Below are 23,732 nucleotides of genomic sequence, written 5' to 3' on the forward strand. Positions count from 1 at the left end.
GGCGGGGGAGTGACGATGCCCGCCGGCGGGGGCGGAGTCTGCGCGGCGAAGGCGGTGGCGTCGTTGTTCTGGCTCACGTGCGGATCCCCCTGCAGCTCTGGCGTGGCGCGATCGTGCCGCGCGACCCTGCCAGCGTAACCGCCGAGGCTGATCGCGCGACCCGGATCGGATGGGGAGGACTGCCCATCTGCGCAGTCGGAGCGCCCCTCCGTATGCTGAGGCGAAGTTCTGCCGGGGGAAGGAAGCCATCGATGAGCGTGGACGTGTTTCAGATCGTCCTGTGGGGCACCACAGCGCTGCTGCTGCTCGCCCTGATCATCTTCTGGTGGCGCCAGGATGTGCGCGAACGCCGAGAAGCAGCGCTCGCGCGACGCTGGAGCAAGGCCACGACCTGGAACGCCGATCGCACGGCCAGGGTGGTCCGCGTCGCCCGGCTGACCTCGGGGGTCGCGTGGCTCGAGCATGAGGATGTCGAGTTCGAGGTGCGCCTGCCCGACGGCCTCGCGGGTGTGGAAGCCGGATGCTATCTCCATGTCACGGGGTGGGCGCCCGCCGCACGCGCCGCGAAGAGGGGACGGACGGTGAGGATCGGCGCCGAGAATGTGCGAGAAGCGTTTCCGCCCGAGACCCCCGCGATTGTCGACCGGCTGATGGGCAGAGGCGACAGGCGGCCGGGACTCGTGAGCCGGCTGCTCCGGATGAGAGGGCTCTAGGCCCGCCCGCAGGCGGACGCGTTCGGAACTCCATCCACAGACCCCGACCCCGTACGGTGGACAGATCACCCGCCGATCGTGGAGAGGAGCCCGCATGGCCGATCCGGGCCTGCAGGCTGCAGCAGAACATCCGGGGCTGCGTCGCCTCGGGATCCTGCCGCTGCGCGTCGTTCCGGGGCGCGGCAACCTCGCGATCTGGGCGTTCGCCGTCGCCTGCGCGCTCACCCAGCTCGCGGTCGCGGCATCTCTGAGCGCCACCGCCTATCGCGTACCGCTCGCCGCGGCGCTCATCCTCTCGCTCCTGCAGGCGGCCGCGATCGTGCTCGCGCTGTTCGCTCCGGTCTGGGCGACCGTGCTCGCGCTGATCTCGGGCAGTGCGCTCTCCGGACTCGCCGTGGCGGGCCCGGACCAGCCGTGGCCGGTCGCCGCCTCGACGATCGTCGCGTATGCGCTCGTCTGGATCGGCGTCGCACTGCGGGCGCGCTGGTGGCTCCCGGTCACCGGCTGGGCGTTCAGCGTGCTGCTGGCGATCATGATCGCCACCGAAGCGCAGGGCGACGTGGGCAGCGGCCCTGTGGTCGCGGACCTGATCGTGTTCGCCGCGGTCACGCTCGTCGCCGCGGCCATCGGGGCCGGAATCCGCAACTGGTCGCTGCTGCGGGTCCAGTTGCGCGCCGAGCGTGCGGCGACCGCGGCCGAGCTCGCTCGCCGCGAGGCGGTGCAGGACAAGGCGCGCATCGCCCGCGAGCTGCACGACGTCGTCGCGCACGGCATGTCCGCGATCCAGGTCCGCGCGGCGAGTGCGCGCTACCGGATGCCGGATCTGCCCGCGGATGCGGCGGCGGAGTTCGACGAGGTCGCCGCCACCGCGCGCTCGGCGATGAAGGAGATGCGGGTGATCCTCGGGCTGCTCCGCGACGAGGAGGGCGAGGCCGACCACGCCCCGCAACCCGGGCTCGACGACCTTCCCGCGCTTCTCGCCAGGGCGAACGACCTCGCGCCCGTCACCGAGTCCGGATCCTGGCAGCTCACCGCCGCGGAGCAGAGCAACCCGCTCCTGGGGCTCACCGCCTACCGCGTCGTGCAGGAGGGGCTGAGCAACGTCGCCCGGCACGCTCCCGGCGCGGAGACGGAGATCGCCTGGACCGAGACGCCCGCGGAGCGGGGGATCCGGATCCGCAATGCCGCCCCGACCAGGGCGATCGCTCCGCGTGCGGACGGCGGAGGACACGGGCTGCGCGGCATGCGCGAGCGGGTCGAGGCGATGGGCGGCACGGTCGCCGCGGCAGTGACGGGAGACGGCGGGTACGTGCTGCAGGTGCGGATCCCGAGGGAGGAGCAGGCATGACGACGGTGCTGATCGTGGATGACCAGGCGATGCTGCGGGCCGGTTTCGCCGCGATCCTGCAGGCGCAGGACGGGCTCGACGTGATCGGGCAGGCGTCGGACGGGAGCGAGGGCGTCGATGAGGCGCGCCGGCTGCGTCCGGACGTGGTGCTCATGGATGTGCGGATGCCGAACCTCGACGGGATCGAGGCGACCCGCCGCATCATCGCCGCCGCCGAGCGCGACGGCCGCACCCCGCCCGCCGTCCTGGTGCTGACCACGTTCGACGCCGACGAGTACGTGCACGAGGCGCTGCAGGCGGGGGCCAGCGGATTCCTGCTCAAGGACGCCCTGCCTGAGGAGCTCGTGCAGGCGGTGCGCGTGGTGGCCACCGGCGATGCCCTGCTCGCGCCGCGCATCACCCGGCGCCTGCTCGAGCGCTTCGCGGAGAGCCGTCCGCGCTCGAACAGCGCGGAGCTGCGCTTGAAGGGCCTGACCGAGCGGGAGCACGAGATCCTCGTGCTGATCGGGCGGGGGCTCTCGAACCGCGAGATCGCATCCGAGCTGTTCCTCGCGGAGCAGACCGTCAAGACGCACGTCAGCCGGATCTTCTCCAAGCTCGATCTGCGCGACAGAGTGCAGGCCGTGATCCTCGCCTACGACGCCGGTCTGGTCGCTCCCGCGGGCTGAGCCGGGTGATACCGCGGTAGGGGGTGTACTCAGCACCGCAGCGGGACGCGGAGGGCGAGACCTGACCGCGACCGTAGGGACATGGCACTCCTCACCCCCGTCCTCGCTCCCGCGCCGGCGCATCCTGCGCGCCCCGTCGCCCCCGGTTCCGCCCCGGCGAAGACCACCCGCGACACGGCCGTCGATGGCGTGCGGGCGATCCTGCTGGGCGTCGTGGTGCTGCTGCACTCGCTGATGGTCGGGGTGAGCGTCGCCGCCGACGGATCCCCGATCCTGCGCAACGCGATGGAGGGCTGGGACGGTTTCGCCCCGCTCACCTGGGTCCTGCAGATCATGCCGCTGTTCTTCGTGCTCGGCGGTTTCGCGTCGTACACGCAGTGGACGCGGCAGCGGGCGCGGGGCGCGACGACCGGCGACTACGTGGCCGCGCGGATGCGCCGGCTGCTGATCCCCGCGTCCGGCGCGATCCTGGCGACCGCGGTGGCGCTGGCCGCCCTCGTGATCGCCGGGGTTCCGGCGGACGTCGTCGCCACCGCCGGATTCCGGATCAGCCAGCCGCTGTGGTTCCTGGGCGTGTACCTCGGCTGCTCGGCGCTCGTGCCGTTCATGGTGCGCCTGCACGAGCGGGACCGGATCCTCACCGTCGCCGCGCTCGCCGCAGGGGTCGTCGCGGTCGACATCGTGCGCGGCGCGACCGGCCTCACCGCGATCGGACTGGTCAACATGGCCTTCGTGTGGCTGCTGCTGCAGCAGATCGGCTTCGCGGTCGCGGACGGATCCCTGGACCGTATGCGCCGCGGACCGCTGCTCGCGATCGCCGGCACCGCCGTCACGGTGGCAGGCGTGCTGATCCTCACCGGCGCCGCGCCGGCCGACCTCATCACGGCACTCAACCCGCCGATGGCGATCCTCGTGGTGGCCGGCATCGCGCAGACCGCGCTGTTCCTCGTCCTGCGCCCGCGACTGCGCACCTGGGCCGCGGGCCCGCGGACAGCGGCCGCGGTGGGATGGATCAACGCCAGGGCGATGACGATCTACTCGTGGCACATGCTCGTGGTGGTCGGGCTCGCCGGAGCGCTGCTGCTCTCCCCGCTGTCCCTGCCGGTGCCGCTCAGCGCCGCCTGGTGGGCGGGCCGCCCGCTCTGGTTCGCGGCCGTGCTGATCGCGGTGGCGCTGGTCGTCGCCCGCGTGGGCCGGCGCGAGGCCGCCCGCGAGCCCAGGGCGATCCCGGTCGGCACCGGGCGCGCGACGGTGTCCGCGCTCGTCGGCGTGGCCGGGGTGGTCACGATCCTCGTCGCGGGATCCGCCCCCTCCGCCTGGGTGCTCGGCGCGGCTCTGGTCCTCGCGAGCGTGCGTCTGGCCGGCGGGAGCCTGCGCGCCGGCTGATCCGGCGGGGGCCGCACGGCGCCGACGCTCCGGATGACGAAATGACAGTTCCCGTTCTTCCCGTGGATACCGGTATACCGCTACGTTCGCAGTGTCGTGTCCGGATCGAGGGGGTTTCGCGTGGAGAGCATGTCACCGGCAGCCAGAGCCGGACGAAAGGGCAGAGGGAGGGGCCGCGCAGGGCTCAGCATCCAGTCGAAGCTGCTGATCATGCTGCTCGGTGTGAGCCTGGTCTCCGCGCTGATCATCGGTGCGGTCGGGTTCGTGAACGGGCGCAACTCCCTGCACGCGAGCTCGATCGACCAGCTCACCACGATCCGCGAGATGCGCACGCACGAGATGAAGGTCGCGCTCGAAGACGTTCAGCGCACGGCGTCGCTGAACTCCCGGAACCTCAGCGCGCAGAACATGTCGAAGGCGCTCAACGCCGGCTTCGACGAGCTGCAGGGCCAGACGCTGCCCGCCGACCAGGAGGCGGCGCTCGACGGCTTCTACGCGGACCGCTTCGTCCCCGCGCTCGAGAAGAGGACGGGCGACCAGTACGGATCCGGTGCGTTCGTGCCCGAATCCGCCGCGGGCCGATGGATCCAGGCCCACTACACGGCCCGGAACACGACGCTCGACGACGCCGGCTACGAGAAGATGCTGAAGACCGACGACGGCGGAGACGGCACGACGTACTCCGCGGCGGCAGCGCGCTACGGCGACTACTTCTCCCGGCTCGTGACCCAGGCCGGCTATGAGGACGTGTTGCTGCTCAACCTCACGGGGGACGTCGTCTACTCGGCGTACAAGGGGCCAGAGCTGGGCAGCAACCTCGATATCGGTCCGCTCCGCGACTCCAAGCTCGCCGACGCATACCGCAAGGCGATCGCGACGAACTCGGTCGACACCGTGGTGATGACCGACTTCGAGCGCTGGGTGCCGTCCATGGGAACCCCGAGCATGTGGATCGTGTCGCCGATCGGCAACGACGACGGCATCACCGGCGCGCTCGCGATCCAGCTCCCGCTGTCATTCGTCAACAACGTGATGACGGGGAGCAACGGCTGGAAGGGCCAGGGACTCGGCACCACGGGCGAGGTCTACCTCGTCGGGCGGGACGGTCTCATGCGCAGCATCTCGCGCGAGGTGGTCGAGCACCCGAAGCAGTACGTGCAGACCGCCGTCGACCACGGCACGCCCCCGGCGGCGGCGAAACGCGCCGCTGAGGTCGGCGGCACCGTCCTGATCCAGCCGATCACGGGCGACGCGGTGACCCGCGCGCAGAGCGGGAAGAGCGGCACGCTCGAGGGATCCGACTACATCAGCGGGTCGAGCGTCGTCAGCTACGGACCGCTCGACGTGGACGGTCTGGACTGGGTCGTCATCGCGCGCATCGACTCGAGCGAGGCGTTCGCGCCGGTGGACGACTTCACGCGGATCGTGCTGATCTCGTTGCTCGGGATCATGCTCGCGGTCGCCCTCCTCTCCCTCCTGCTGGCCCAGGTCTTCACCCGCCCGATCAACCGCCTCGTCACCGCGGTGCACCAGGTCGCCGAGGGTGATCTCGACGTGCAGGTCCCGGCGGGATCCCGCGACGAGTTCGGTGATCTCGGCAGCGCGTTCAACGACATGGCGTCGAGCCTGCGGATCAAGCAGCAGCTGATCGACGACCAGCGCGAGGAGAACGAGCGCCTCATGCACACGCTCATGCCGCAGAGCGTGGCCGAGAAGTACAAGCAGGGCGAGGAGGCGATCACCGAGGCGCACGACAACGTGTCGGTGGTCTTCGCCGAACTCATCGGCTTCGATGACCACAGCAGGAGCCTCACGGCCGAGGAGGAGATCGCCCAGCTCAACACGCTCATGCGCGGCTTCGACGAAGCCGCGGAGCGCGCCGGGGTCGAGAAGGTGCGGACGCTGCACGGCGGCTACCTGGCGTCCTCGGGGCTGATCGTCCCGCGCGTCGACAACGTGCGCAGGGCGGTCGAGTTCGCCCGCAGCCTGCGCGAGGTGCTGGAGAGGTTCAACGCGCAGAACGGTACGGCGATCGGGCTGCGCGCCGGCGTCGACACCGGCGCCGTGACGAGCGGCCTGGTCGCGCGCACGAGCCTCGCCTACGACCTGTGGGGCGACGCGGTGAACCTCGCCTACCGGGTGCGCTCGGTGAGCGGTGACCCCGGCATCTACGTCAGCCAGGAGGTGCGCGACCGCACCGCCGAGCTCGTGGAGTACGTCGAGGCGGGGACCGTCGAGGTGCGCGGCAAGGCCGAGACCGTGTGGAAGGTGGCCTGACATGGGCGGCCTGTTCCAGCAGGGCTGGACCTGGTGGCTGATCGGGCTCGCCGTCGGAGTGCCCGTGCTCCTCGTGGGGCTGACCGAGCTGCTCGGAGCGCTCCGCCGCCGCGGCAATCCGATGGCCAAGCCGGTGGCCCTGCTGCGCAACGCGGTCGTCCCGGCCGGGGCGCTGTTCGCCCTGCTCGTCTTCGCGATCGGGCAGAAGGATGACGGCTACGTCTGGGTGCGGGTCGTCGCCACGGTCTTCGGATTCCTGCTGATCCTGCTCGTCCTCTCCGCGTTCAACGTCGTCCTCTTCGCGAACGCGGAGGAGGGATCCTGGCGGCGTCGCGTGCCGTCGATCTTCGTCGAGATCGCGCGGCTCGTGCTGGTCGTCGTGGGTCTCGCGATGCTGTTCTCCTGGGTGTGGGACGCCGACGTGGGCGGCCTCTTCACCGCCCTGGGCGTGACCTCGATCGTCATCGGCCTGGCACTGCAGAATGCCGCGGGCGGCGTCGTCTCGGGTCTGCTGCTGCTGTTCGAGCAGCCGTTCAAGATCGGCGACTGGCTCGACACCGGCGGGGTGAAGGGACGGGTCGTCGGAGTCAACTGGCGTGCGGTGCACATCGACACCGGATCCGGGATCCAGATCGTCCCGAACTCGACGCTCTCCGGCGCCTCGTTCACGAACATGAGCGAGCCGGCCGGCCCGTACTACGCGACGGCGTCGATGTCCTTCAGCACCGACGACCCGCCGCAGGAGGTCATGGCTCTGCTCGTGCAGCTCGCCGACGGGCTGCCGATGCGGTGGCGCGAGGAGCGGGCGAGCGCCGAATACGCCGGCTCCGCGAAGTACACCGTCTCGATCCCGATCGCGGCGCCGGCCGAGGCCTCGGCCGCGCTCTCCCTCTATCTCTCCTGGCTCTGGTACGCCGCACGGCGGCGCGGCTTCGCCCTCGACGGCGATGCGACCGATCCGATCGCCGAGCCCGCGATGCTCGACGCCGCGATCGAGGAGGCTGCGCCCGTGCTGCACCTCGACGAGGCGGGCAGAGACCTCGTACGCAACGGCGCGAAGCTGCAGCGGTACGGCATCGGCGAAGTCGTGCTGTCCGCCGGGATCGTGCCGAACGAGGTGCGCCTGATCCTGTCCGGCCGCGTCGTGATGCAGTTCGAGACCGGGGACGCACGGATCCCGGTGGGCGAGGCCGGCCCGCGCGAGCTGATCGGCCAGACCGCGCTCACCCGCGAGCGCACCACGGTGACGATCGCCGCGGTGGAGGTGCTGACCGTGCTGCGGATCCCGCTCGCCGTCATCGACGAGCTGATCCGGGTGCACCCGAGACTCGCGGCCGAGATCGGCGAGTCGCTCGAGCTCAAGCGCGCGGCGGCCGCCGAGGCGATCGCCGCCCTCGGCCTTCCCCGGGGGGAGATCCGGCCGCGCTGATGCCCCGCGTCAGGCCGCGGGGTCGCGTCGGGGTCAGGCTGCGCGGTCGCGCCGTCGCCACCGCAGCCGCGTGACGAGCACCCCGAGCAGGCAGAGTGCGCCGCCGAGGAACATGAGCGGCGTCGGCACCTCGCCGAGGATCAGCCACGACAGCAGGATCGCGATCGCCGGCACCACGTAGGTGGTCGCCGAGGTCTGCCCCGCGGTGCTGCGCTGCAGCACGTAGGCCCAGGTGGTGAAGGCGATCGCGGTCGGGAAGATGCCGAGGTAGACCACCCACAGGGTCGCATCGAGCGGCGCGGTCTGCAGCGCTCCCACGAGGCTGCCCGTCCAGGGCAGCAGGGCGACTGTTCCGATGCCCGCGCCCAGCCAGGTGAGCGTGGTCGAATCGGTGCCGGCGCTCAGCAGGTGCTTCTGCAGCAGGGTGCATCCGGCGTACATGACCGCGGCGAGAAGCGCGAGCAGGAGGCCTGCGATGTCGATGGCCCCGCTCTTGGTCGAGGAGTTCAGGCCGATCAGCACGACGCCTCCGAATGCGATCGGGGCTCCGATCAGCAGCGGCTTCGGGAAGCCCTCGCGCAGGAACAGCCCGCTGAAGACGACGACCATGAGCGGCGCGAGGTTGACCACCATCGCGGCGGTGCCGGCGTCGAGGGTGTGCTCAGCCGCGTTGAGCGCCAGGTTGTAGATGCAGAACCAGCCGACGCCCCACACCACGACCAGCAGCCAGTGCCGCCGCGCCGGCAGGCGGATGCCGCGCTTGAGCGCGATGGCGGTGAGCGCGACCGTTCCGACCGCCATGCGCAGCAGCGCCAGCGCGCCGGGGTCGAAGTGGGGGCCCGCACCGCGGATGCCGATGAACGCCGAGGCCCACAGGACGACCGTGACCACAGCCGCGATCAGGACGAGCGCTCCGTGGCGCCGCGGGGCCGGTGCGGTCATGCCGCCGCCCTCCGCGGCTCGTCGCGGGCGTCCCTGTGTGGTCTCCGTCATCCTTCGATCGTCGCAGGGGCCGCGGACATCGGTCGAGCACGGCGACCGCCATCCCTCACCGATATCCCGCCAGGCTCATCGGGACCGGCGTGGCGGACGCCCGCACCGGCGCCGGCGCTAGAGCGCGCTGCGGCGGGCGCGGATCGCGGTGCCCGCCGTGCCGTCCGAGTAGGCGACCGCGATCACGGGGTCGCCCAGGTCGATCAGCGATCCGCCGACCGTGAGCGTCGCGTGGCCCGACCCGTCGAAGGTCACGGATCCGGCGGGCGAGGATCCGTAGCTCACGGACGCCGTTGCGCCAGGCTGTCCCGAGAGCGACAGGGTGTCGCTGGAGAGGATCCGGATGCCGAGCAGGCCGATCGTCGCATTCCGCGTCAGACCGGCGAAGGCGAGCGGCTTCGGCGCGGCGGGGACCGGCGTCGGCTGCGACGGCGCGCCAGGGCCGGATGGCGTGGAGGGGGTCGAGGGCGTGCCGGGCTCTGGAGCCGTGCCGCCTGGCGTCGTGCCGTCACCGGGGGCCGGCCCGGACGAGGTGCCGCCGTCGGCCGGGGGATCCGCGAGCGACGGCTCGGTCGGTGTCGCGGGAGCGGGCGTTGCAGGAGCCGGCGTTGCGGCCGGCTCGGTTCGTGGGAGGAGGTCGGGTGAGCCGCCGCCCTCTCCGAGCAGGGCGTTCGCCGGATTCCGGGTGCCGGCGTCGACGGAGATGTCCGAGGCCGCGGTCGCCGGGCGGTCGGTCGTGGCGGGGTGAAGGCCGAGCACGAGCGCGCCCCCGGCTGCGCAGAGCAGCGCCGCGGCCGCTCCGCCGACGAGCAGGAGCGCCCTGCGCCGGCCGAGGCCCCGGGGCCCCTCTCCGGCGCGTGCGACCGGAGCGGCGGTGGGCAGGATCGACGTGGTCTGCGGCTCGAGTCGGGCGGCGCGACGCGGGGACCCAGCGGGCGGTGCGCCCGGGGTCGCGGATCCGAGATCCGTCTCCTGCGTCATGTCCTGATCCGATTCGGCGGTGCGCCCCGGCAGGGGCGTGCGCCTCACGATATCCGAACGCCCGTCCGCACTAGGAGTCCCCACGGCCCGTCCGCACCCTCCGATAGACTGGCTCCGCCCGATCGGGCCAGCTCATCAGCCGGTGCAAACCCGGCGAAAGCACGGCAGCGGATGCGGCCGCCCCCAGGGGCCCGCAGGCCGCTGAAAAGGGGGAACTCCCATGCCAGGAATCGTGATCGTCGGCGTCCAGTGGGGCGACGAGGGCAAGGGCAAGGCCACGGATCTGCTCGGCGAGCGCACCGACTGGGTCGTCAAGTTCAACGGCGGCAACAACGCGGGGCACACGGTCGTCGTCGGCGACGAGAAGTACGCTCTGCACCTGCTGCCTTCCGGCATCCTCTCGGCCGGCGTCACCCCCGTGATCGGCAACGGCGTCGTGATCGACCTCGAGGTGCTCTTCCACGAGCTCGAGGCCCTCGGATCCCGCGGCATCGACACCTCGCGCCTCAAGGTGAGCGCCAACGCGCACATCATCACCCAGTACCACCGCACGCTCGACAAGGTCACGGAGCGCTTCCTCGGCAAGCGCATGATCGGCACCACGGGCCGCGGCATCGGCCCGGCCTACGCCGACAAGATCAACCGCGTGGGGATCCGCGTGCAGGACCTCTTCGACGAGAACATCCTGCGCCAGAAGGTCGAGGGCGCCCTCGACCAGAAGAACCACCTGCTGGTGAAGGTCTTCAACCGTCGCGCCATCACGTGCGACGAGATCGTGGAAGACCTGCTCTCCTACGCCGAGCGGCTGCGTCCGATGGTCGCCGACACCGGTCACCTGCTCGACGACGCGCTGCAGCGCGGCGAGGTCGTCGTGTTCGAGGGCGGCCAGGCCACGATGCTCGACGTCGACCACGGCACTTACCCGTTCGTGACGTCGTCCTCGGCGACCGCCGGAGGCGCGGCGACCGGATCCGGCGTCGGCCCCGGCCGTCTGGACCGCATCGTCGGCATCGTGAAGGCGTACACGACGCGGGTCGGATCCGGCCCGTTCCCCACCGAGCTCTTCGACGAGCAGGGCGACTGGCTGCGCGCGCGCGGCTTCGAGTTCGGCACCACCACCGGGCGTCCGCGCCGGGTGGGCTGGTACGACGCGCCGATCACCCGCTACGCGACCCGCGTGAACGGCATCACCGACCTCGTGCTCACCAAGCTCGACATCCTCGACGGGCTCGACCAGATCCCGGTCTGCGTCGCCTACGACGTCGACGGCGTGCGCTTCGACGACGTGCCGGTGAACCAGAGCGACTTCCACCACGCGAAGCCGATCCTGGAGTACTTCCCGGGCTGGCAGGAGGACATCTCCTCCGCGCGCACGTTCGAGGATCTGCCGAAGAACGCGCAGGACTACGTGCTCGCGCTGGAGAAGATGAGCGGCACGCGCATCTCGGTGATCGGCGTCGGCCCGGAGCGCGACCAGGTCGTCGTGCGCCACGACCTCGTCGACTGACCTCTGCGGGGCGGCCGCGTGCCGAGCGCACGGGGTACTGCCGAATGCACGGGCTATCGGCGTGAACGACCCGTGCACTCGACAGCAGGGCGTGCACTCGACGAGAGAGTGAGGATGCGATGACGCGATTCTGGGTCGGCGGCTACGGCGTCGACATGGACGGGCATGCCGACGGCATCGGCGTGCTGGCGGTCGACGAGGGACACGGGCCGACGACGCTCGCGTACCGCGGCGCGGTCGCGCCGGCTCCATCGCCGTCCTGGCTCGCGCAGCATCCGACGCTCGACGTCGTCTACGCGGCGCTCGAGGGATCAGGGGAGGTCGCCGCGTTCGCGCGCACGGGCGAGACCGCCCTGCGCCCGCTCGGGCGGCCCGTCGCGGCGGGGCAGTCCGTGTGCCACCTCGCTGTCGCGCCCGACGGCCGCTTCCTCGTGGCGAGCTGCTACGGCGACGGGCGGGTGGTGCGGATCGGGCTGGGCGCGGACGGCGGCCTCGTGCCCGGCGCGCGCGACAAGGCGGCGGAGCTGCGGGCGGCGCTGTTCGGCGACCGCGACGCCGAGGAGCGCGAGGGGGGCGACGAGTCCCAGGACCGCGCAGACCCGATGGCGGCCGAGGATCCCTACGCCGCGGATCCGAACCGTCTGGATCCGAATGGAGACCCCCGCGTCTCGCACGCGCACGCGGCGGCCTTCCTGCCCGATGGCCGGATCGCGACGACCGACCTCGGCTACGACCTCGTGCGGATCTGGCGCGCTTCGGCGTCGGGGCTGACGCTCGATCACGAGGTGGTGCTGCCGCGCGGATCCGGTCCCCGGCACATGGTCGTGCACCCCAGCGGGCACTTGCACGTGGTGACCGAGTACTCGTGCGAGCTGTTCACCCTGGCCGCCGACCGCGAGGGCCGTTGGGGCCTGGTCTCCGGCGTTCCGGTCTCGGCGATCGTGACGCCGGGCCACGACTATCCGGCCGAGCTCAGCCGCTCACGCGACGGCGAGACGCTCTACGCCGGGGTGCGCGGCAGCAACACGATCGCCGCGCTCCGCGTGCGCGGATCCGGCGAGCGGGTCGAGCCCCTCGCGCTCGCCGATGCGGGCGTGGACTGGCCGCGCCACCACCTCGTGCACGACGGCTCGCTGCTCGTCGCGGGCCAGCGCTCGGACGAGATCAGCGTGCTCGACCTCGACGACCGCACCGGCGCCCCTGGTCGTGTCCGGCACCGCACTCCCGCCCCCGCGCCGACGCACCTGCTGTCGGTGCGCTGAGCCGGCCAAAAACAGCGGTCGATCCCCTGGATCCCGAAGGGCCTTGGATGCTGTTCGTCACGGGGTCGGCGCCGGGGTGTCCGTGCCGGTGACGCACCAGGACTCGGCACGGATATTGATGTACTCCGCGGAGATGTATGCCGAGAAGTCCGCAACAGCTCCGCCGTCGGCATAGACACGCGCGAGCGGATCGTTCGGTTTCCCCTTGGCGATATATGCCGTGTAGCCCTGTGCTTTGAGGCGTTCGACGAGACGTTTGGCGCTGTCGTCGCGGGCTGCGTCGCTACCTGTCCCGGGGCCTTGCTGGATCCAGTAGTAGGAGACGCCTTCGTGGCCCTGGACGGTGCAGGAGTCTGCAGGTTCGGGGCTGCGTGTGGTCCATCCTTCGGGGCCGCCGAAGAAGGAGATGGTGTCGTCGAGCATGGCCTGGGTGATCTGCTGGGCCTCGGCGGGGGTCTTCATGTTCGCCTCCGGAACGGGTGCACTCGTGCACGACGTGAGGACGGCTGTCGTGAATGCGACCGTCAGTACGGCGAGGAATGGTCTGGTTCTCATCTGTGGCTGCTGTCGTACAGCGATTCAGAGCGCTTCTCCAGGTATCCGCGCCGAACCCGGGCTCGATCGGATCCTGCCTGTCGGATCAGAGAGGATCGACCGATCGGCGTCTCGATCCCGTTCTTGGTGTTCTGCGCGTCGTCGAGCTTCTGCTGGAGCACGACGAGGGCGACGGACATCTGTCCGGATTGATTCGAAAGCGCGTCCGCTGCTGCGTAGAAGTCGTGTGCCACCGGCGATGTCCCCCCGAACCGTCGTCGGGCTCAGCATAGAGGACGATCAGCGCGCGCCAGGCTCTAGTCTGATCGCAGCGGGGCCGACGGCCACCGCGCACGACGCAGCGACGCGAACGCAGGGGGACGAACGTGGCCGAAGACCAGTCGATGCCCGCGCCCGGCGCACCGGATCCGCTCGGAGTTGCGCGGGAGGGTGGTCACGAGCTCGCTGCCGGCTTCGGTTCCGCCGGTCCCGTCGGCGGGGTCTCGCCCGGTCCTGCTTCTGCACCGGCCGGCCAGGTCTCGCCACCGGCTCCCCGTCGTCGACGTCGGGCCGTGCTGGCCTGGTCGCTGTCGATCGCCGGGGTGCTGCTGCTCGCCGGTGTCGGCGCGGTGCTGCAGCTCACGGCGAACCTCGGCTACGACCAGGCGCACACGCAGCTGGCGACGGCCTTGACGAAGCAGGCCGATGAGGCCTCGCACAACGAGCGCGTCCGCGCCGTCGACGACGAATCCGCGCGCGCCGCCGACGTGCTGCTGGGCGTGACCGATCCCGCCCTCGTCACCGACGCGCACAGGGCCGGGCTCACCACGGCGCGAGACCACGCGCAGAAGGCGTCCGCTGCGGCCATGTCGCTGACGAGCACCCGGGTCCCCGAGCCCGGCGCGAAGCCGTCCTGGTTCTGGGAGCTGTACGCCCGTACGGCGCGGCTGGAAGCGGATTCGCGCGCGGTCAGCACCCTGACCTCGGACCTCGGCCACTCGTCCGAGGAACTCGGATCCGCGACCAGTGCGATCGGTGAGACGGGTCTCGCCGTGCTAAAGGCCGCGGGCGGGCTCGCCGCGCACATCGAGAGCGACAACACGCCTTCGCCGAACGAGGGCGTCCTGACGCTGCGCGAGCTGTCTGCCCGGCTGGTCGCCACCACCTCCTTCGACGAGCAGGTCGCGCAGGAGTTCCGCGACTACGCCACGACCGTGCAGCAGGTGCGCGACGGGCACGTCGCGACTCTCGCGGCCGAGGCGGGTCCGCTGCAGGGGGCGCGACAGCAGATCGAGGACTTCGCGCGATCCCTCGTCCCCGGGGTGCTGCTCGATTTCCAGTGGGCGGATCGGGTGAACGACCTCGGCGGCGACAACGGCTACCTGTCCGGTGAGACGCGCACGCCGATCGAGTCGGGCCAGTACGCGACGATCCTGCTGTCCAACTCCGTCGCCGAGGAATGGCCCGGCGATTCCAGCAGAGCGCTGGTGGCGCACGAGGCCGGGCACGCGATCGCGACGAAGTGCCGGTCGATGGTGGACAACACCGACTCGGCCTCTGCGGAGGCGTGGGCGACGGCCTGGGCCATCGGCATGGGATTCACGGATCCGGGCAACGGCACGCAGGCCTACGGCTCCCCGCCGGACGCGGTCGTGCAGCAGGCGATGGCCTGCCGCTGAGGGACCGGGGCCGCCGTCCCGTCCCCTGAACCTCCACTCTGCAGGATCCTTGCAACTCCGCAGGTGATTCCCGCGCGGATCCTCCTGCGGAGTTGCAGATCTCCTGCGGAACGGACGCCCAGACCGTTTCCCTCCACGCCCTAGACTCCCGGCTATGACCCCTCCGCCCTCGGCGTCCGTCGGCCAGGTCGTGGTGCTCGTCGAGCACTGGCCGGATCCGGTTCCGCCGACCGAGCTTCCGCTGCGAGGTGCGATGCGCCCCGGCGCCAGGGCGGTCTTCGTGGTGCTCCTCGCGCTCGCCACTGTCGTGGGTGCGGGGTCGATCGTCCCGCTCTGGACGATGACGACCCCCGGCGTCTGGTTCTCGCTCCTCTTCACCGTGTTCATCTCGGTCCTCGTCGTCGTGCTCTGGGCGGTCTACATCGGCTCCCTGGTGCACAGCGCGGAGCGCGTCCGTGCCCACGCGCGCTGGCTCGATGCGGCCGGCCGCATCGAGCGCCTCGACGGCGCGGTCCGGGCGCGCACGGTGTCGACGATCGAGGACGGCGGCGTCGACCGCTTCGAACTCGTGGTCGACGTCACCGGAGGCGCGCTCTCCGGGACGTGGGAACGCGCGGCGGCAGGGGCGCCGATGCTCCTCCAGACGCAGGTGCCGGGCGTCGGCGCGCGGGCGCGGATCTGGCGCATCAGGGATGCGGATGCCGACGCTCCGCTCGTGATCGAAGTCCGGGATCCGTCGGTCGTGACGCCCGCTGCGGACCCCGTCTGACGATTTCTCAGGAATCCGCGCCGGACTCCGGCTGTTCTGGGAGGGTGGATGAGGTCGGGGGGCGCTGTGCTCTGCGACCACCCGTGACCGAGAGGCGGATCGCATGACCGACGAATACGACCTGATCGTGCTGGGCGGCGGCCCCGTGGGAGAGAATGTGGCCGACCGCGCGGTGCAGGCCGGGCTCAGCGTCGTGATCGTGGAGAGCGAGCTCGTCGGCGGCGAGTGCTCGTACTGGGCGTGCATGCCGTCGAAAGCGCTGCTGCGCTCGCCGCAGGCCCTGCGCGCGGCGCAGCATGTCGGCGGTGCGGCCGAGGCGATCACCGGTGAGCTCGACGTGCGCGCGGTGCTCGACCGGCGCGACGCGTTCACGAGCCACTGGCAGGACGACGGCCAGGTGGCTTGGCTCGACTCCGCCGGGATCGATCTCGTGCGAGGGCACGGGCGCCTGAGCGGCGAGCGGAAGGTCGCCGTCACCACGCCCGACGGCAGTGTGCGCACCCTCACCGCTCGGCACGCCGTCGCGGTCAGCACCGGATCCGATGCCGCGATCCCGCCGATTCCCGGCCTTCACGAGGCGAACCCCTGGACGAGTCGCGAGGCCACGAGCGCCGAGGAGATCCCGGCCTCGCTCGTCGTGATCGGCGGCGGGGTGGTCGCGGTCGAGATGGCCAGCGCGTACGCCTCGCTCGGTGCGGAGGTCACGGTGCTCGCCCGCACTGGTCTGCTCGGATCCGTCGAGCCGTTCGCGGGCGAGTTCGTCGCCGAGGGGCTGCGCGCGCTCGGCGTCGACGTGCGCCTGGGCGTCGCGACCAAGAGCGTCTCGCGCGATGCCGACGGGGTGACCGTGACGACCGACGGCGGTGATGTGCACGCCGCCGAGATCCTCGTCGCGACCGGACGAACGCCCCGCAGCGGCGACATCGGCCTGGAGACCGTGGGGCTCCCGGCCGGCCGCTCGATCCGCACCGACGACACCCTGCGCGTGCCCGGCGTGGACTGGCTCTACGCGGTCGGCGACGTGAACGGCCGGGTGCTGCTCACGCACCAGGGCAAGTACCAGGCCCGCGCCGCGGGCGACGTGATCGCCGCACGGGCGAAGGGCGAGCCCGTCGACGACGACCGTTGGGGCCGGCACGTCGCGACGGCCGACCATGCCGCGGTGCCGCAGGTCGTCTTCGGCGAGCCCGAGGTCGCGGCCGTGGGCGTCACCGCGGCCGCCGCACGCGAGGCCGGCCATCGCATCCGGGAGGTCGAGGTCGAGTTCTCCTCGGTCTCGGGAGCATCGCTGCACGCCGACGGCTACAAGGGCCGCGCCCACATGGTCGTCGACGAGGACCGGCAGGTGCTGCTCGGAGTGACCATGGTCGGATCCGACGTCGCCGAGCTCATCCACGCCGCCTCGATCGCGGTCGCGGGCGAGGTCCCGCTCGCCCGGCTCTGGCACGCGGTGCCGTCGTATCCGACCATGAGCGAGGTCTGGCTGCGCCTCCTCGAGGCCTACGGCCGCGAGTCGGCCTGACGGACTCTCTCCCCGGTTTCATAGTGCGCAAATGGTTCCATCCGGGCCCCGGATTCAGCCAATCGCGCGCTTCGAACCGGGGAAGGGGGAATCCGGAGAACGGGATGGCTGTTCCCGATGTCGGAGGCCCCGCGTACTGTCGGTAACGCGCCGTGTCGCCACGCCGCAGGCCGAGAAGAAGCGAGTCGCATCGATTCCCCGGAGGGACGAGCATGCAAGCAGTATTCGAAGGAACCGTCATCGCGAACGCCGATGACGCCGACGTGGTGGTCGTCGAGGGCGACCGGTACTTCCCGCCGACCTCGATCACGGAGGGCGTGCTGCAGGCCGGCTCCACGTCCGACTCGCCCTCGGGGCAGGGCGAGCGCCAGTCCTACGCGATCCGGGTGGGCGAGCAGGACCACGAGGATCTGGCCTGGGCGCACCTCCATCCGTCCGCCGAGGCCGTCGAGCGCGCCGGCGTCGACTTCTCCGGGTACGTCGCGTTCGCCCCGGCCGTGACGGTGCGCGAGGGCGTCGTTCCGCAGGAGGGGGCGCTCCCCTGAGGAGCGGACTGCCGATGATCGAATTCCGCTCCGTCACCAAGACCTTCCCCGACGGCACCTGCGCCGTCGACGACTTCAGCCTGGTCATCCCCGCCCGGAAGACCACCGTCCTGGTCGGCTCGTCCGGTTCCGGCAAGACCACGCTGCTGCGCATGATCAACCGCATGGTCGAGCCCACCTCCGGCGCCGTCGAGATCGACGGCGAGAGCGTGCTCGACAAGGATCCCGTGGCGCTGCGCCGCAGCATCGGCTACGTGATGCAGAACTCGGGCCTGATGCCGCACTTCACCGTGATCGACAACGTCGCCACGGTGCTGCGCCTCAACGGGACCCCGCGCCGCGACGCGCACGTCCGCGCGCGGGAGCTGCTCGACACCGTCGGGCTGGACCAGGCGCTCGCCGACCGCTATCCCAGTCAGCTCTCCGGCGGGCAGCAGCAGCGCGTCGGCGTCGCGCGCGGGCTCGCCGCGGATCCGAACATCCTGCTCATGGACGAGCCCTTCGGGGCGGTGGATCCCATCGTGCGCACGGAGCTGCAGCAGGAGCTGCTGCGCCTGCAGCGCGAACTCGACAAGACGGTGGTGTTCGTCACGCACGACATCGAGGAGGCCTTCCTCCTCGGCGACCAGATCGTGATCCTGGACAAGTCCGCCCGCGTCGTGCAGAAGGGATCCCCCGAGGACATCCTCTCCGCCCCGGCCGACGACTTCGTCGCGGCGTTCGTCGGCGCCGACCGCGGAAAGCGCGCGCTGCACCTGAAGCAGACCCCGCACGGCACGCTGATCGTCGACGCCGACGGCCGCGCCCAGGGCACGCTGGTGCAGTCCCCGGCCTCGCTGCTGGACGCGCATCCGCCGAGGGCGGCGGATGAGGTCTCCGTCGACGCAAGGACCGCCGACTGACATGACCTGGATCATCGACAATCTCGGGCTCATCCTCGATCTGACCGCAACCCATCTGCGGCAGAGCTTGATCGCGCTCGTGCTCGGGGTCGTCGTCTCGGTTCCGCTCGGCTGGATCGCCTGGCGGTTCCGGCTGGTGCGCGGACCGATCATCGTGCTCACCGGCCTGCTCTACACGATCCCTTCGCTCGCGCTGCTGATGCTGATGCCTGCGCTGTTCGGCTACCGGGCGACGCTCGAGCCGAACCTCGTCGCAGCGCTCACGATCTACAACATCGCGATCCTGGTGCGCTCGGTCGCCGACGGGCTCGACTCGGTCGATGCCGACGTCCGCCGGGCGGCGACCGCGATGGGCTACGGATCCGGCCGCCGATTCTGGACCGTCGAGCTGCCCCTCGCCGGGCCTGTGATCCTCGCCGGCATCCGCGTGGCCGCGGTCAGCACGATCGCTCTCGCGACGGTCGGAACGCTGATCGGCGTCACCAACCTCGGCTATCTCTTCACCAACGGGCTGGATCGCCGGCTCATCGAGGAGGTCTTCGCGGGCGTGCTCGCGGTGGTCGTGCTCGCGCTCATCGTCGACGTGCTGCTGGTGCTGCTGGGCCGCGTGCTCATGCCGTGGCAGCGCGCGCCGAAGCGCTCCTCGCTCGGCCCCAGGCCCGCCGTCGTGGCGGGAGGCGCCGCATGAACCTCTTCGCCGATGCGATCCGGTGGCTGCTCGATCCCGCGCAGTGGACCGGCACCTATGCGCTGCCCAACCTGCTCGGCCAGCACCTCCTGTACACCGTGCTGTCGGTGCTCGTCGCGGCGGTCATCGCCGTCCCCGCCGGGTGGATCATCGGCCACACCGGTCGCGGCAGGGAGGTCGCCGTGGCGGTATCGGGTGCCGCTCGTGCGATCCCCTCGTTCGGCCTGCTGATCCTGCTCGTGCTGCTGTTCGGCGTGCTGCAGATCCCCACCGCGGGACTGGTCACGTTCGTGCTCCTCGCGATCCCCTCCCTGCTCGCGGGCGCCTACACCGGCATCGAGGCGATCGACCCCCGGGTCCTCGACGCGGCCAAGGCGATGGGCATGACACCGTGGCAGGTGTTCTGGAAGGTCGAGTTCCGGCTCGGGTTGCCCCTGCTCATCGGCGGCCTCCGCGCCGCGACCCTGCAGGTGATCGCCACCGTCACGATCGCCGGGTGGGTGAACCTGGGCGGGCTGGGCTATCCGATCATCCAGGGCATCCAGCTGAACCAGTTCGATCAGGTGCTCGCCGGCGCACTCCTCGTGGCCGCCCTCGCCCTGCTCGCCGATCTCCTGTTCGCGCTCGCGCAGCGCGCCGCCGTGCCCGCCGGGGTGCGGGCCTCGGGCGGCGGGCGCACCGAGGACGAACCTCGACGCCGCGCCCGCGCGCTCCGCGTCGCCCGCAGCTGATCACCTCCGCCGTCCCGCATCCGCAGAACACACAGATCGCCCAAGAACACAGATCGCCCAAGAGAGGAACACCATGTTCACCGCTCGCATCACCCGGATCGCCGCCGCAGCAACGGCCGCGGTCGCCGTCGCGCTCACACTCAGCGCGTGCGGATCCAGCAACCCGCTCGACAAGCCGAGCGAGAGCAGCGGATCCGGATCCTCCGACACGATCGTGATCGGATCCCAGGCCTATTACTCGAACGAGATCATCGCCGAGATCTACGCGCAGGCGCTCGAGAAGGACGGCATGACGGTCAAGCGTCAGTTCAACATCGGGCAGCGCGATGCGTATATGCCCGATGTGAAGTCGGGCGCGATCAGCCTGTTCCCCGAGTACACCGGCAACCTGCTCGAGTACCTGGGCGGCAAGGCCGACACGAACAGCCCGGACGACGTCTACGCGGCGCTCAAGAAGACCCTGCCGAAGGGCCTCGTCGCGCTCGACTACGCCAAGGCCGCGGATCAGGACACCTACACGGTGCTCAAGTCCAACGCCGACAAGTTCGGTCTCGACTCCATCGCCGACCTTTCCAAGATGACCGGCACGGTCACCGTGGGCGGTGCGCCCGAGTTCGAGAAGCGCCCCTATGGCCCCGCCGCGGCGAAGACCGATTACGGCGTCGACCTGGCGTTCTCGGCGACCGGCCAGACCACGCTCGAGGCGCTGCGCGCCGGCACCGTGCAGGTGGCGGACATCTACTCGGCAGACCCCGCGTTCGAGAAGGGCGACCTCGTCGCCCTCAAGGATCCGAAGAACATGATCCTGTCGTCGAACGTCGTACCGATCGCGAGCGCGACCGTCTCCGACAAGATCTCGAAGGCGATCAACGCCGTCAGCGCCAAGCTGACCACGGAGGAGCTCGTCAAGCTCAACGTGCAGAGCACGGTCGACAAGAAGCAGGCTCCCGACATCGCCAAGGCCTGGCTCAAGGCGCAGGGCCTGAGCTGACGCGCAGTCTCTGATCAGGACGGCCCCGGGATCCGATCCCGGGGCCGTCCTCGGTTCACAGGGCACCAGGGCACAGGGCTCCGTCCCCTCCGGCGCCGCGTACAGTGGCGGACGTGAGCGCTCCCAGTCTCGACCACCTGCGCACCTTCGTCACGGTGCATCGGACCGGATCGATCACTCGCGCGGCACAGTTGCTCGGGCTCTCGCAGGCGACCGTCTCCGCGCACGTGCAGGCGGTCGAGGCGGTCGTCGGGTCCCCGATGTTCGAGCGCGGGCGCGACGGGGTGACCACGACCCCGAAGGGGCTCGAACTGGCGCGCCAGGTGGCCGCGCACCTCGATGCCATCGAGGACGCCGTGTCTCCACCGGGCCTCGTCGGCGACACCGAGCGAGCCGTGCACGTGGGCGGCCCCGCGGAGATCCTGTCGCTGATGGTCGTCCCGCGGATCGCCGAGCTGATCGCGGCGGCGAACGCACCGATCCGGATGACTTTCGGGCTCGCGCAGGAACTGCTCGACGCGCTCACCAGCGGTGCGCTCGACGTGGTGGTGAGCGCCGTGCCGCCGCAGCGCGAGGGCGTCACCGCGGTGCCGTTCTACGACGAGGAGTTCGTGCTCGTCGCCGCGGCGAGCTGGGAGGGCCGCGATCCCGAGGAGGTCCCCGTCGTCGCCTATGCCGAGAACCTGCCCATCGTGCGACGGTACTGGCGCAGCGTCTTCGGCCGCGCACCCTCCGCGTTGAGGATCGCGGGGGTGATTCCCGACCTCCGCGGGATCCGGGAGGCCGTGCTCGGAGGGATCGGGATGTCGGTGCTACCCGCATACATGGTCGAGGACGACCTGCGAGCCGGCGCTCTGATCGCTCTCGACGACCCCGAGGTCGCCCCGTTGAACACCCTCTACCTCGCGACGCGCAGCGGAGACGCGGAGCGGTATCCGGCGATCGCCGCCGTCGCCGAGTCCTTGCGGCGGCTCATCTCCTGATCTCCTCTCCGAACACCGGGGATTCTCGATGGCTGCCTTCGATTCCCCGATGCCACCGGGGCGCCGGCGTCGAGGAGCATGGACGGGTCGAAAGGACCCACATGTCGAAGATCCTCATGGTCGTGACCGCGGCCGATTCCCTCACTCTCGCCGACGGGTCGGCGCACCCCACGGGCTTCTGGGCGGAAGAGCTCGTCGTCGCCCATCGCGAGCTCACCGCCGCCGGCCACGACGTCGTGATCGCGACCCCTGCCGGTCGCGTCCCGCCTGTCGATCCAGGATCCCTGAACGCCGAGGTCGTCGGTGACGCAGACCGGGCGGAGGAGTTCCGCGCCTACCTCGACGCGATCCGCGCCGAACTCGATCACCCGGCGACGCTGGGTGACCTCTCGGCGGCGGACTTCGCCGCTGTCGTGCTGCCGGGCGGACACGGCCCGATGGCCGACCTCGCCTTCGACGAGGACCTGGGCCGCATCCTCGTCGAAGCGGACGCGAACGCCGCGCTGATCGCCCCGTTCTGCCATGGACCTGCGGGGCTGTTGAGCGCGAAAGCACTCGATGGCGGATTCGTCTTCGCCGGCCGCACGCTCACGGCGTTCAGCGACGAGGAGGAGGCGACCGGGGGTCTCGGCGAGAACACGCCGTGGCTCGTCGCGGCCACGCTGCGAGAGCGCGGCGCCGTCGTCGAGAACTCCGCACCGTGGACCTCGCATGTCGTCCGAGACGGCAACCTCATCTCCGGTCAGAACCCGCAGTCCAGCGAGGCGGTGACCCGGGCGCTGATCGAGGTCCTCGGCGACTGAGCCCTGGGCGGAGACGAAACGCGGTGTTCTGGGAAGAGCGCCGCGTTTCGTCTCGCTCGGCCTTCGGCCGTCCTCGCTCAACGACCCCGGAGGCGCGGGGGGCTACCCGAGATGCCGCGCGAAGAACCTGCCGGCGTCCTCCCCGGCGTGCGCCGGAACGCCGGTGTGCCCGCCGAGGTTGGCCTGCAGGGTCTTCTCGGCGGATCCGAACGCGTCGAACACGTCGAGCGAACGCTGCCGGTCGTTGCCCTCGTCGTCCCACTGCAGCAGCACGTGCAGGGGGATCGTGACCCGCCGGGCCTCGTCCAGGATGCTCAGCGGCACGTAGCTGCCGGCGAACAGGCCGGCGGCCACGATCCGCGGCTCGACCAGGGCGAGTCGGATGCCGATCGCGAGCACGCCGCCCGAGTAGGCGACGGGGCCGCCGATCTCCGGGAGGGCGAGCATCGCATCGAGTACCGTCTGCCATTCGGGCACCGTCTCGTCGACGAGCGGGAGCACCAGGCGGTCGATCACGTCCTCGCTCGGGCGCGCGCCGGCGTCGAGCGCCCGCATCAGGTCGGCGCGAGCGCTCTCCAGCCCGGCAAGCCGAGGTCGTGCGCCGTTGCCGGGCATCTCGATCGCCACGGAGGCGAAGCCGAGCTCGGCGGCGGCACGGGCTCGCCCCTCCAGCCGCGGACGCATCCGGGCCACACCGGGCCCGCTCGGATGCCCGAGCAGGATCAGCGGGACGGGATGGTCGGCGGAGGCGGATCCCGGCATCCAGAGGATGCCGTCGATGCCGCCCAGCGTGAAGTCGCGCTCGGCGATGTCGTCGAGATGCGGCGCGGAAGAAGCCTGCTCAGAAGCTGTGCGCTTATCTGTGGTGAAGATCAGTTCGGGGGTGATGTTCATGGTCGTGCCTTTCGGGAGTGCGCTGGTACGGCGCTCCCGGACGACCTATCGCCCGACCGTGACCCCGAGGAGGAGCACCCACGTCGAATCGTTCATGGGTATCACCTCCTCATCTCTCGCCGGCACG

The 23,732-nt window shown here is 71.0% G+C and carries 23 protein-coding genes; 18 read left to right on the forward strand and 5 right to left on the reverse strand.

Annotated features, from left to right (window positions below):
• Positions 1 to 251: 251 nt before the first annotated feature.
• From RS86_RS07165 to RS86_RS07190, 6 genes are all read left to right on the forward strand, one after another.
• On the forward strand, positions 252 to 713 hold the full coding sequence (locus tag RS86_RS07165; protein WP_045271551.1) for a hypothetical protein: 462 nt from the start codon (positions 252 to 254) through the stop codon (positions 711 to 713).
• 94 nt (positions 714 to 807) lie between these two features.
• Positions 808 to 2,061, forward strand: coding sequence for a sensor histidine kinase (locus tag RS86_RS07170; RefSeq protein WP_052680132.1), 1,254 nt, complete (start codon positions 808 to 810; stop codon positions 2,059 to 2,061).
• Entirely contained in the window at positions 2,058 to 2,729 is a 672-nt protein-coding gene (locus RS86_RS07175) for a response regulator (protein WP_045271552.1), read from the forward strand. Before RS86_RS07170 ends, RS86_RS07175 begins: the two co-directional genes overlap by 4 nt.
• Before the next feature lie 81 nt (positions 2,730 to 2,810).
• Positions 2,811 to 4,115 carry an acyltransferase family protein gene (locus RS86_RS07180; protein WP_052680133.1) on the forward strand — a complete coding sequence of 435 codons (1,305 nt, stop codon included), beginning with the start codon at positions 2,811 to 2,813 and terminating at the stop codon, positions 4,113 to 4,115.
• A 210-nt stretch (positions 4,116 to 4,325) separates the two neighbouring features.
• Positions 4,326 to 6,392: an adenylate/guanylate cyclase domain-containing protein gene (locus RS86_RS07185; RefSeq protein ID WP_160299677.1), complete on the forward strand. Its 2,067-nt coding sequence runs from the start codon at positions 4,326 to 4,328 to the stop codon at positions 6,390 to 6,392.
• A gap of 1 nt (position 6,393) precedes the next feature.
• Entirely contained in the window at positions 6,394 to 7,821 is a 1,428-nt protein-coding gene (locus RS86_RS07190; protein WP_045271554.1) for a mechanosensitive ion channel domain-containing protein, read from the forward strand.
• Positions 7,822 to 7,854: 33 nt separating this feature from the next.
• Here RS86_RS07190 and RS86_RS07195 read toward each other — a convergent pair whose 3' ends face one another.
• Both RS86_RS07195 and RS86_RS07200 read right to left on the reverse strand, forming a co-directional pair.
• Positions 7,855 to 8,814 (reverse strand): DMT family transporter, encoded by a 960-nt coding sequence (locus tag RS86_RS07195; RefSeq protein ID WP_045271555.1) that lies wholly within the window; start codon positions 8,812 to 8,814, stop codon positions 7,855 to 7,857.
• A 117-nt stretch (positions 8,815 to 8,931) separates the two neighbouring features.
• Positions 8,932 to 9,795 (reverse strand): hypothetical protein, encoded by an 864-nt coding sequence (locus RS86_RS07200; RefSeq protein WP_045271556.1) that lies wholly within the window; start codon positions 9,793 to 9,795, stop codon positions 8,932 to 8,934.
• 220 nt (positions 9,796 to 10,015) lie between these two features.
• Between RS86_RS07200 and RS86_RS07205 the strand changes: the two genes are divergently transcribed.
• Positions 10,016 to 11,302: an adenylosuccinate synthase gene (locus RS86_RS07205; protein ID WP_045271557.1), complete on the forward strand. Its 1,287-nt coding sequence runs from the start codon at positions 10,016 to 10,018 to the stop codon at positions 11,300 to 11,302.
• A gap of 119 nt (positions 11,303 to 11,421) precedes the next feature.
• Positions 11,422 to 12,564: a lactonase family protein gene (locus tag RS86_RS07210; protein ID WP_045271558.1), complete on the forward strand. Its 1,143-nt coding sequence runs from the start codon at positions 11,422 to 11,424 to the stop codon at positions 12,562 to 12,564.
• 57 nt (positions 12,565 to 12,621) lie between these two features.
• Here the strand turns inward: RS86_RS07210 and RS86_RS07215 are convergent, their stop codons facing one another.
• Together RS86_RS07215 and RS86_RS07220 are read right to left on the reverse strand one after the other, a co-directional pair.
• Entirely contained in the window at positions 12,622 to 13,026 is a 405-nt protein-coding gene (locus tag RS86_RS07215; RefSeq protein WP_045271559.1) for an SPOR domain-containing protein, read from the reverse strand.
• A gap of 89 nt (positions 13,027 to 13,115) precedes the next feature.
• The gene (locus tag RS86_RS07220; RefSeq protein WP_045271560.1) at positions 13,116 to 13,298 is read right to left on the reverse strand and encodes a hypothetical protein; all 183 of its coding nucleotides are present in this window, start codon (positions 13,296 to 13,298) and stop codon (positions 13,116 to 13,118) included.
• Between the two features lie 186 nt (positions 13,299 to 13,484).
• Between RS86_RS07220 and RS86_RS07225 the strand changes: the two genes are divergently transcribed.
• The 10 genes from RS86_RS07225 to RS86_RS07270 all read left to right on the forward strand — a co-directional run bounded on the left by RS86_RS07225 (position 13,485) and on the right by RS86_RS07270 (position 22,711).
• Positions 13,485 to 14,777 (forward strand): hypothetical protein, encoded by a 1,293-nt coding sequence (locus tag RS86_RS07225; RefSeq protein WP_152642111.1) that lies wholly within the window; start codon positions 13,485 to 13,487, stop codon positions 14,775 to 14,777.
• Positions 14,778 to 14,931: 154 nt separating this feature from the next.
• On the forward strand, positions 14,932 to 15,546 hold the full coding sequence (locus RS86_RS07230; protein ID WP_052680134.1) for a hypothetical protein: 615 nt from the start codon (positions 14,932 to 14,934) through the stop codon (positions 15,544 to 15,546).
• 103 nt (positions 15,547 to 15,649) lie between these two features.
• Positions 15,650 to 17,068 (forward strand): dihydrolipoyl dehydrogenase family protein, encoded by a 1,419-nt coding sequence (locus RS86_RS07235; RefSeq protein ID WP_045271562.1) that lies wholly within the window; start codon positions 15,650 to 15,652, stop codon positions 17,066 to 17,068.
• A 212-nt stretch (positions 17,069 to 17,280) separates the two neighbouring features.
• A complete protein-coding gene (locus RS86_RS07240) occupies positions 17,281 to 17,613 on the forward strand; it encodes a DUF427 domain-containing protein (protein ID WP_045271563.1) in 333 nt (110 codons plus the stop codon).
• Positions 17,614 to 17,627: 14 nt separating this feature from the next.
• The gene (locus RS86_RS07245) at positions 17,628 to 18,515 is read left to right on the forward strand and encodes an ABC transporter ATP-binding protein (RefSeq protein ID WP_045271564.1); all 888 of its coding nucleotides are present in this window, start codon (positions 17,628 to 17,630) and stop codon (positions 18,513 to 18,515) included.
• 1 nt (position 18,516) lies between these two features.
• Positions 18,517 to 19,203 carry an ABC transporter permease gene (locus tag RS86_RS07250; RefSeq protein WP_045271565.1) on the forward strand — a complete coding sequence of 229 codons (687 nt, stop codon included), beginning with the start codon at positions 18,517 to 18,519 and terminating at the stop codon, positions 19,201 to 19,203.
• Complete coding sequence (locus RS86_RS07255; protein ID WP_045271566.1) at positions 19,200 to 19,934, forward strand: ABC transporter permease; 735 nt, start codon at positions 19,200 to 19,202, stop codon at positions 19,932 to 19,934. The genes RS86_RS07250 and RS86_RS07255 overlap by 4 nt, the downstream gene beginning before the upstream one ends.
• 73 nt (positions 19,935 to 20,007) lie before the next feature.
• Positions 20,008 to 20,925 (forward strand): ABC transporter substrate-binding protein, encoded by a 918-nt coding sequence (locus RS86_RS07260; protein WP_045271567.1) that lies wholly within the window; start codon positions 20,008 to 20,010, stop codon positions 20,923 to 20,925.
• A 113-nt stretch (positions 20,926 to 21,038) separates the two neighbouring features.
• Positions 21,039 to 21,908, forward strand: coding sequence for a LysR family transcriptional regulator (locus RS86_RS07265; RefSeq protein ID WP_045271684.1), 870 nt, complete (start codon positions 21,039 to 21,041; stop codon positions 21,906 to 21,908).
• A 101-nt stretch (positions 21,909 to 22,009) separates the two neighbouring features.
• Entirely contained in the window at positions 22,010 to 22,711 is a 702-nt protein-coding gene (locus RS86_RS07270) for a type 1 glutamine amidotransferase domain-containing protein (protein WP_045271568.1), read from the forward strand.
• Positions 22,712 to 22,813: 102 nt separating this feature from the next.
• On the opposite strand, the gene RS86_RS07275 is transcribed toward RS86_RS07270, so the two are convergent.
• A complete protein-coding gene (locus tag RS86_RS07275) occupies positions 22,814 to 23,605 on the reverse strand; it encodes a hypothetical protein (RefSeq protein WP_045271569.1) in 792 nt (263 codons plus the stop codon).
• Positions 23,606 to 23,732: the final 127 nt, after the last annotated feature.

It is taken from the genome of Microbacterium azadirachtae, assembly GCF_000956505.1.
Classification (GTDB): domain Bacteria; phylum Actinomycetota; class Actinomycetes; order Actinomycetales; family Microbacteriaceae; genus Microbacterium; species Microbacterium azadirachtae_A.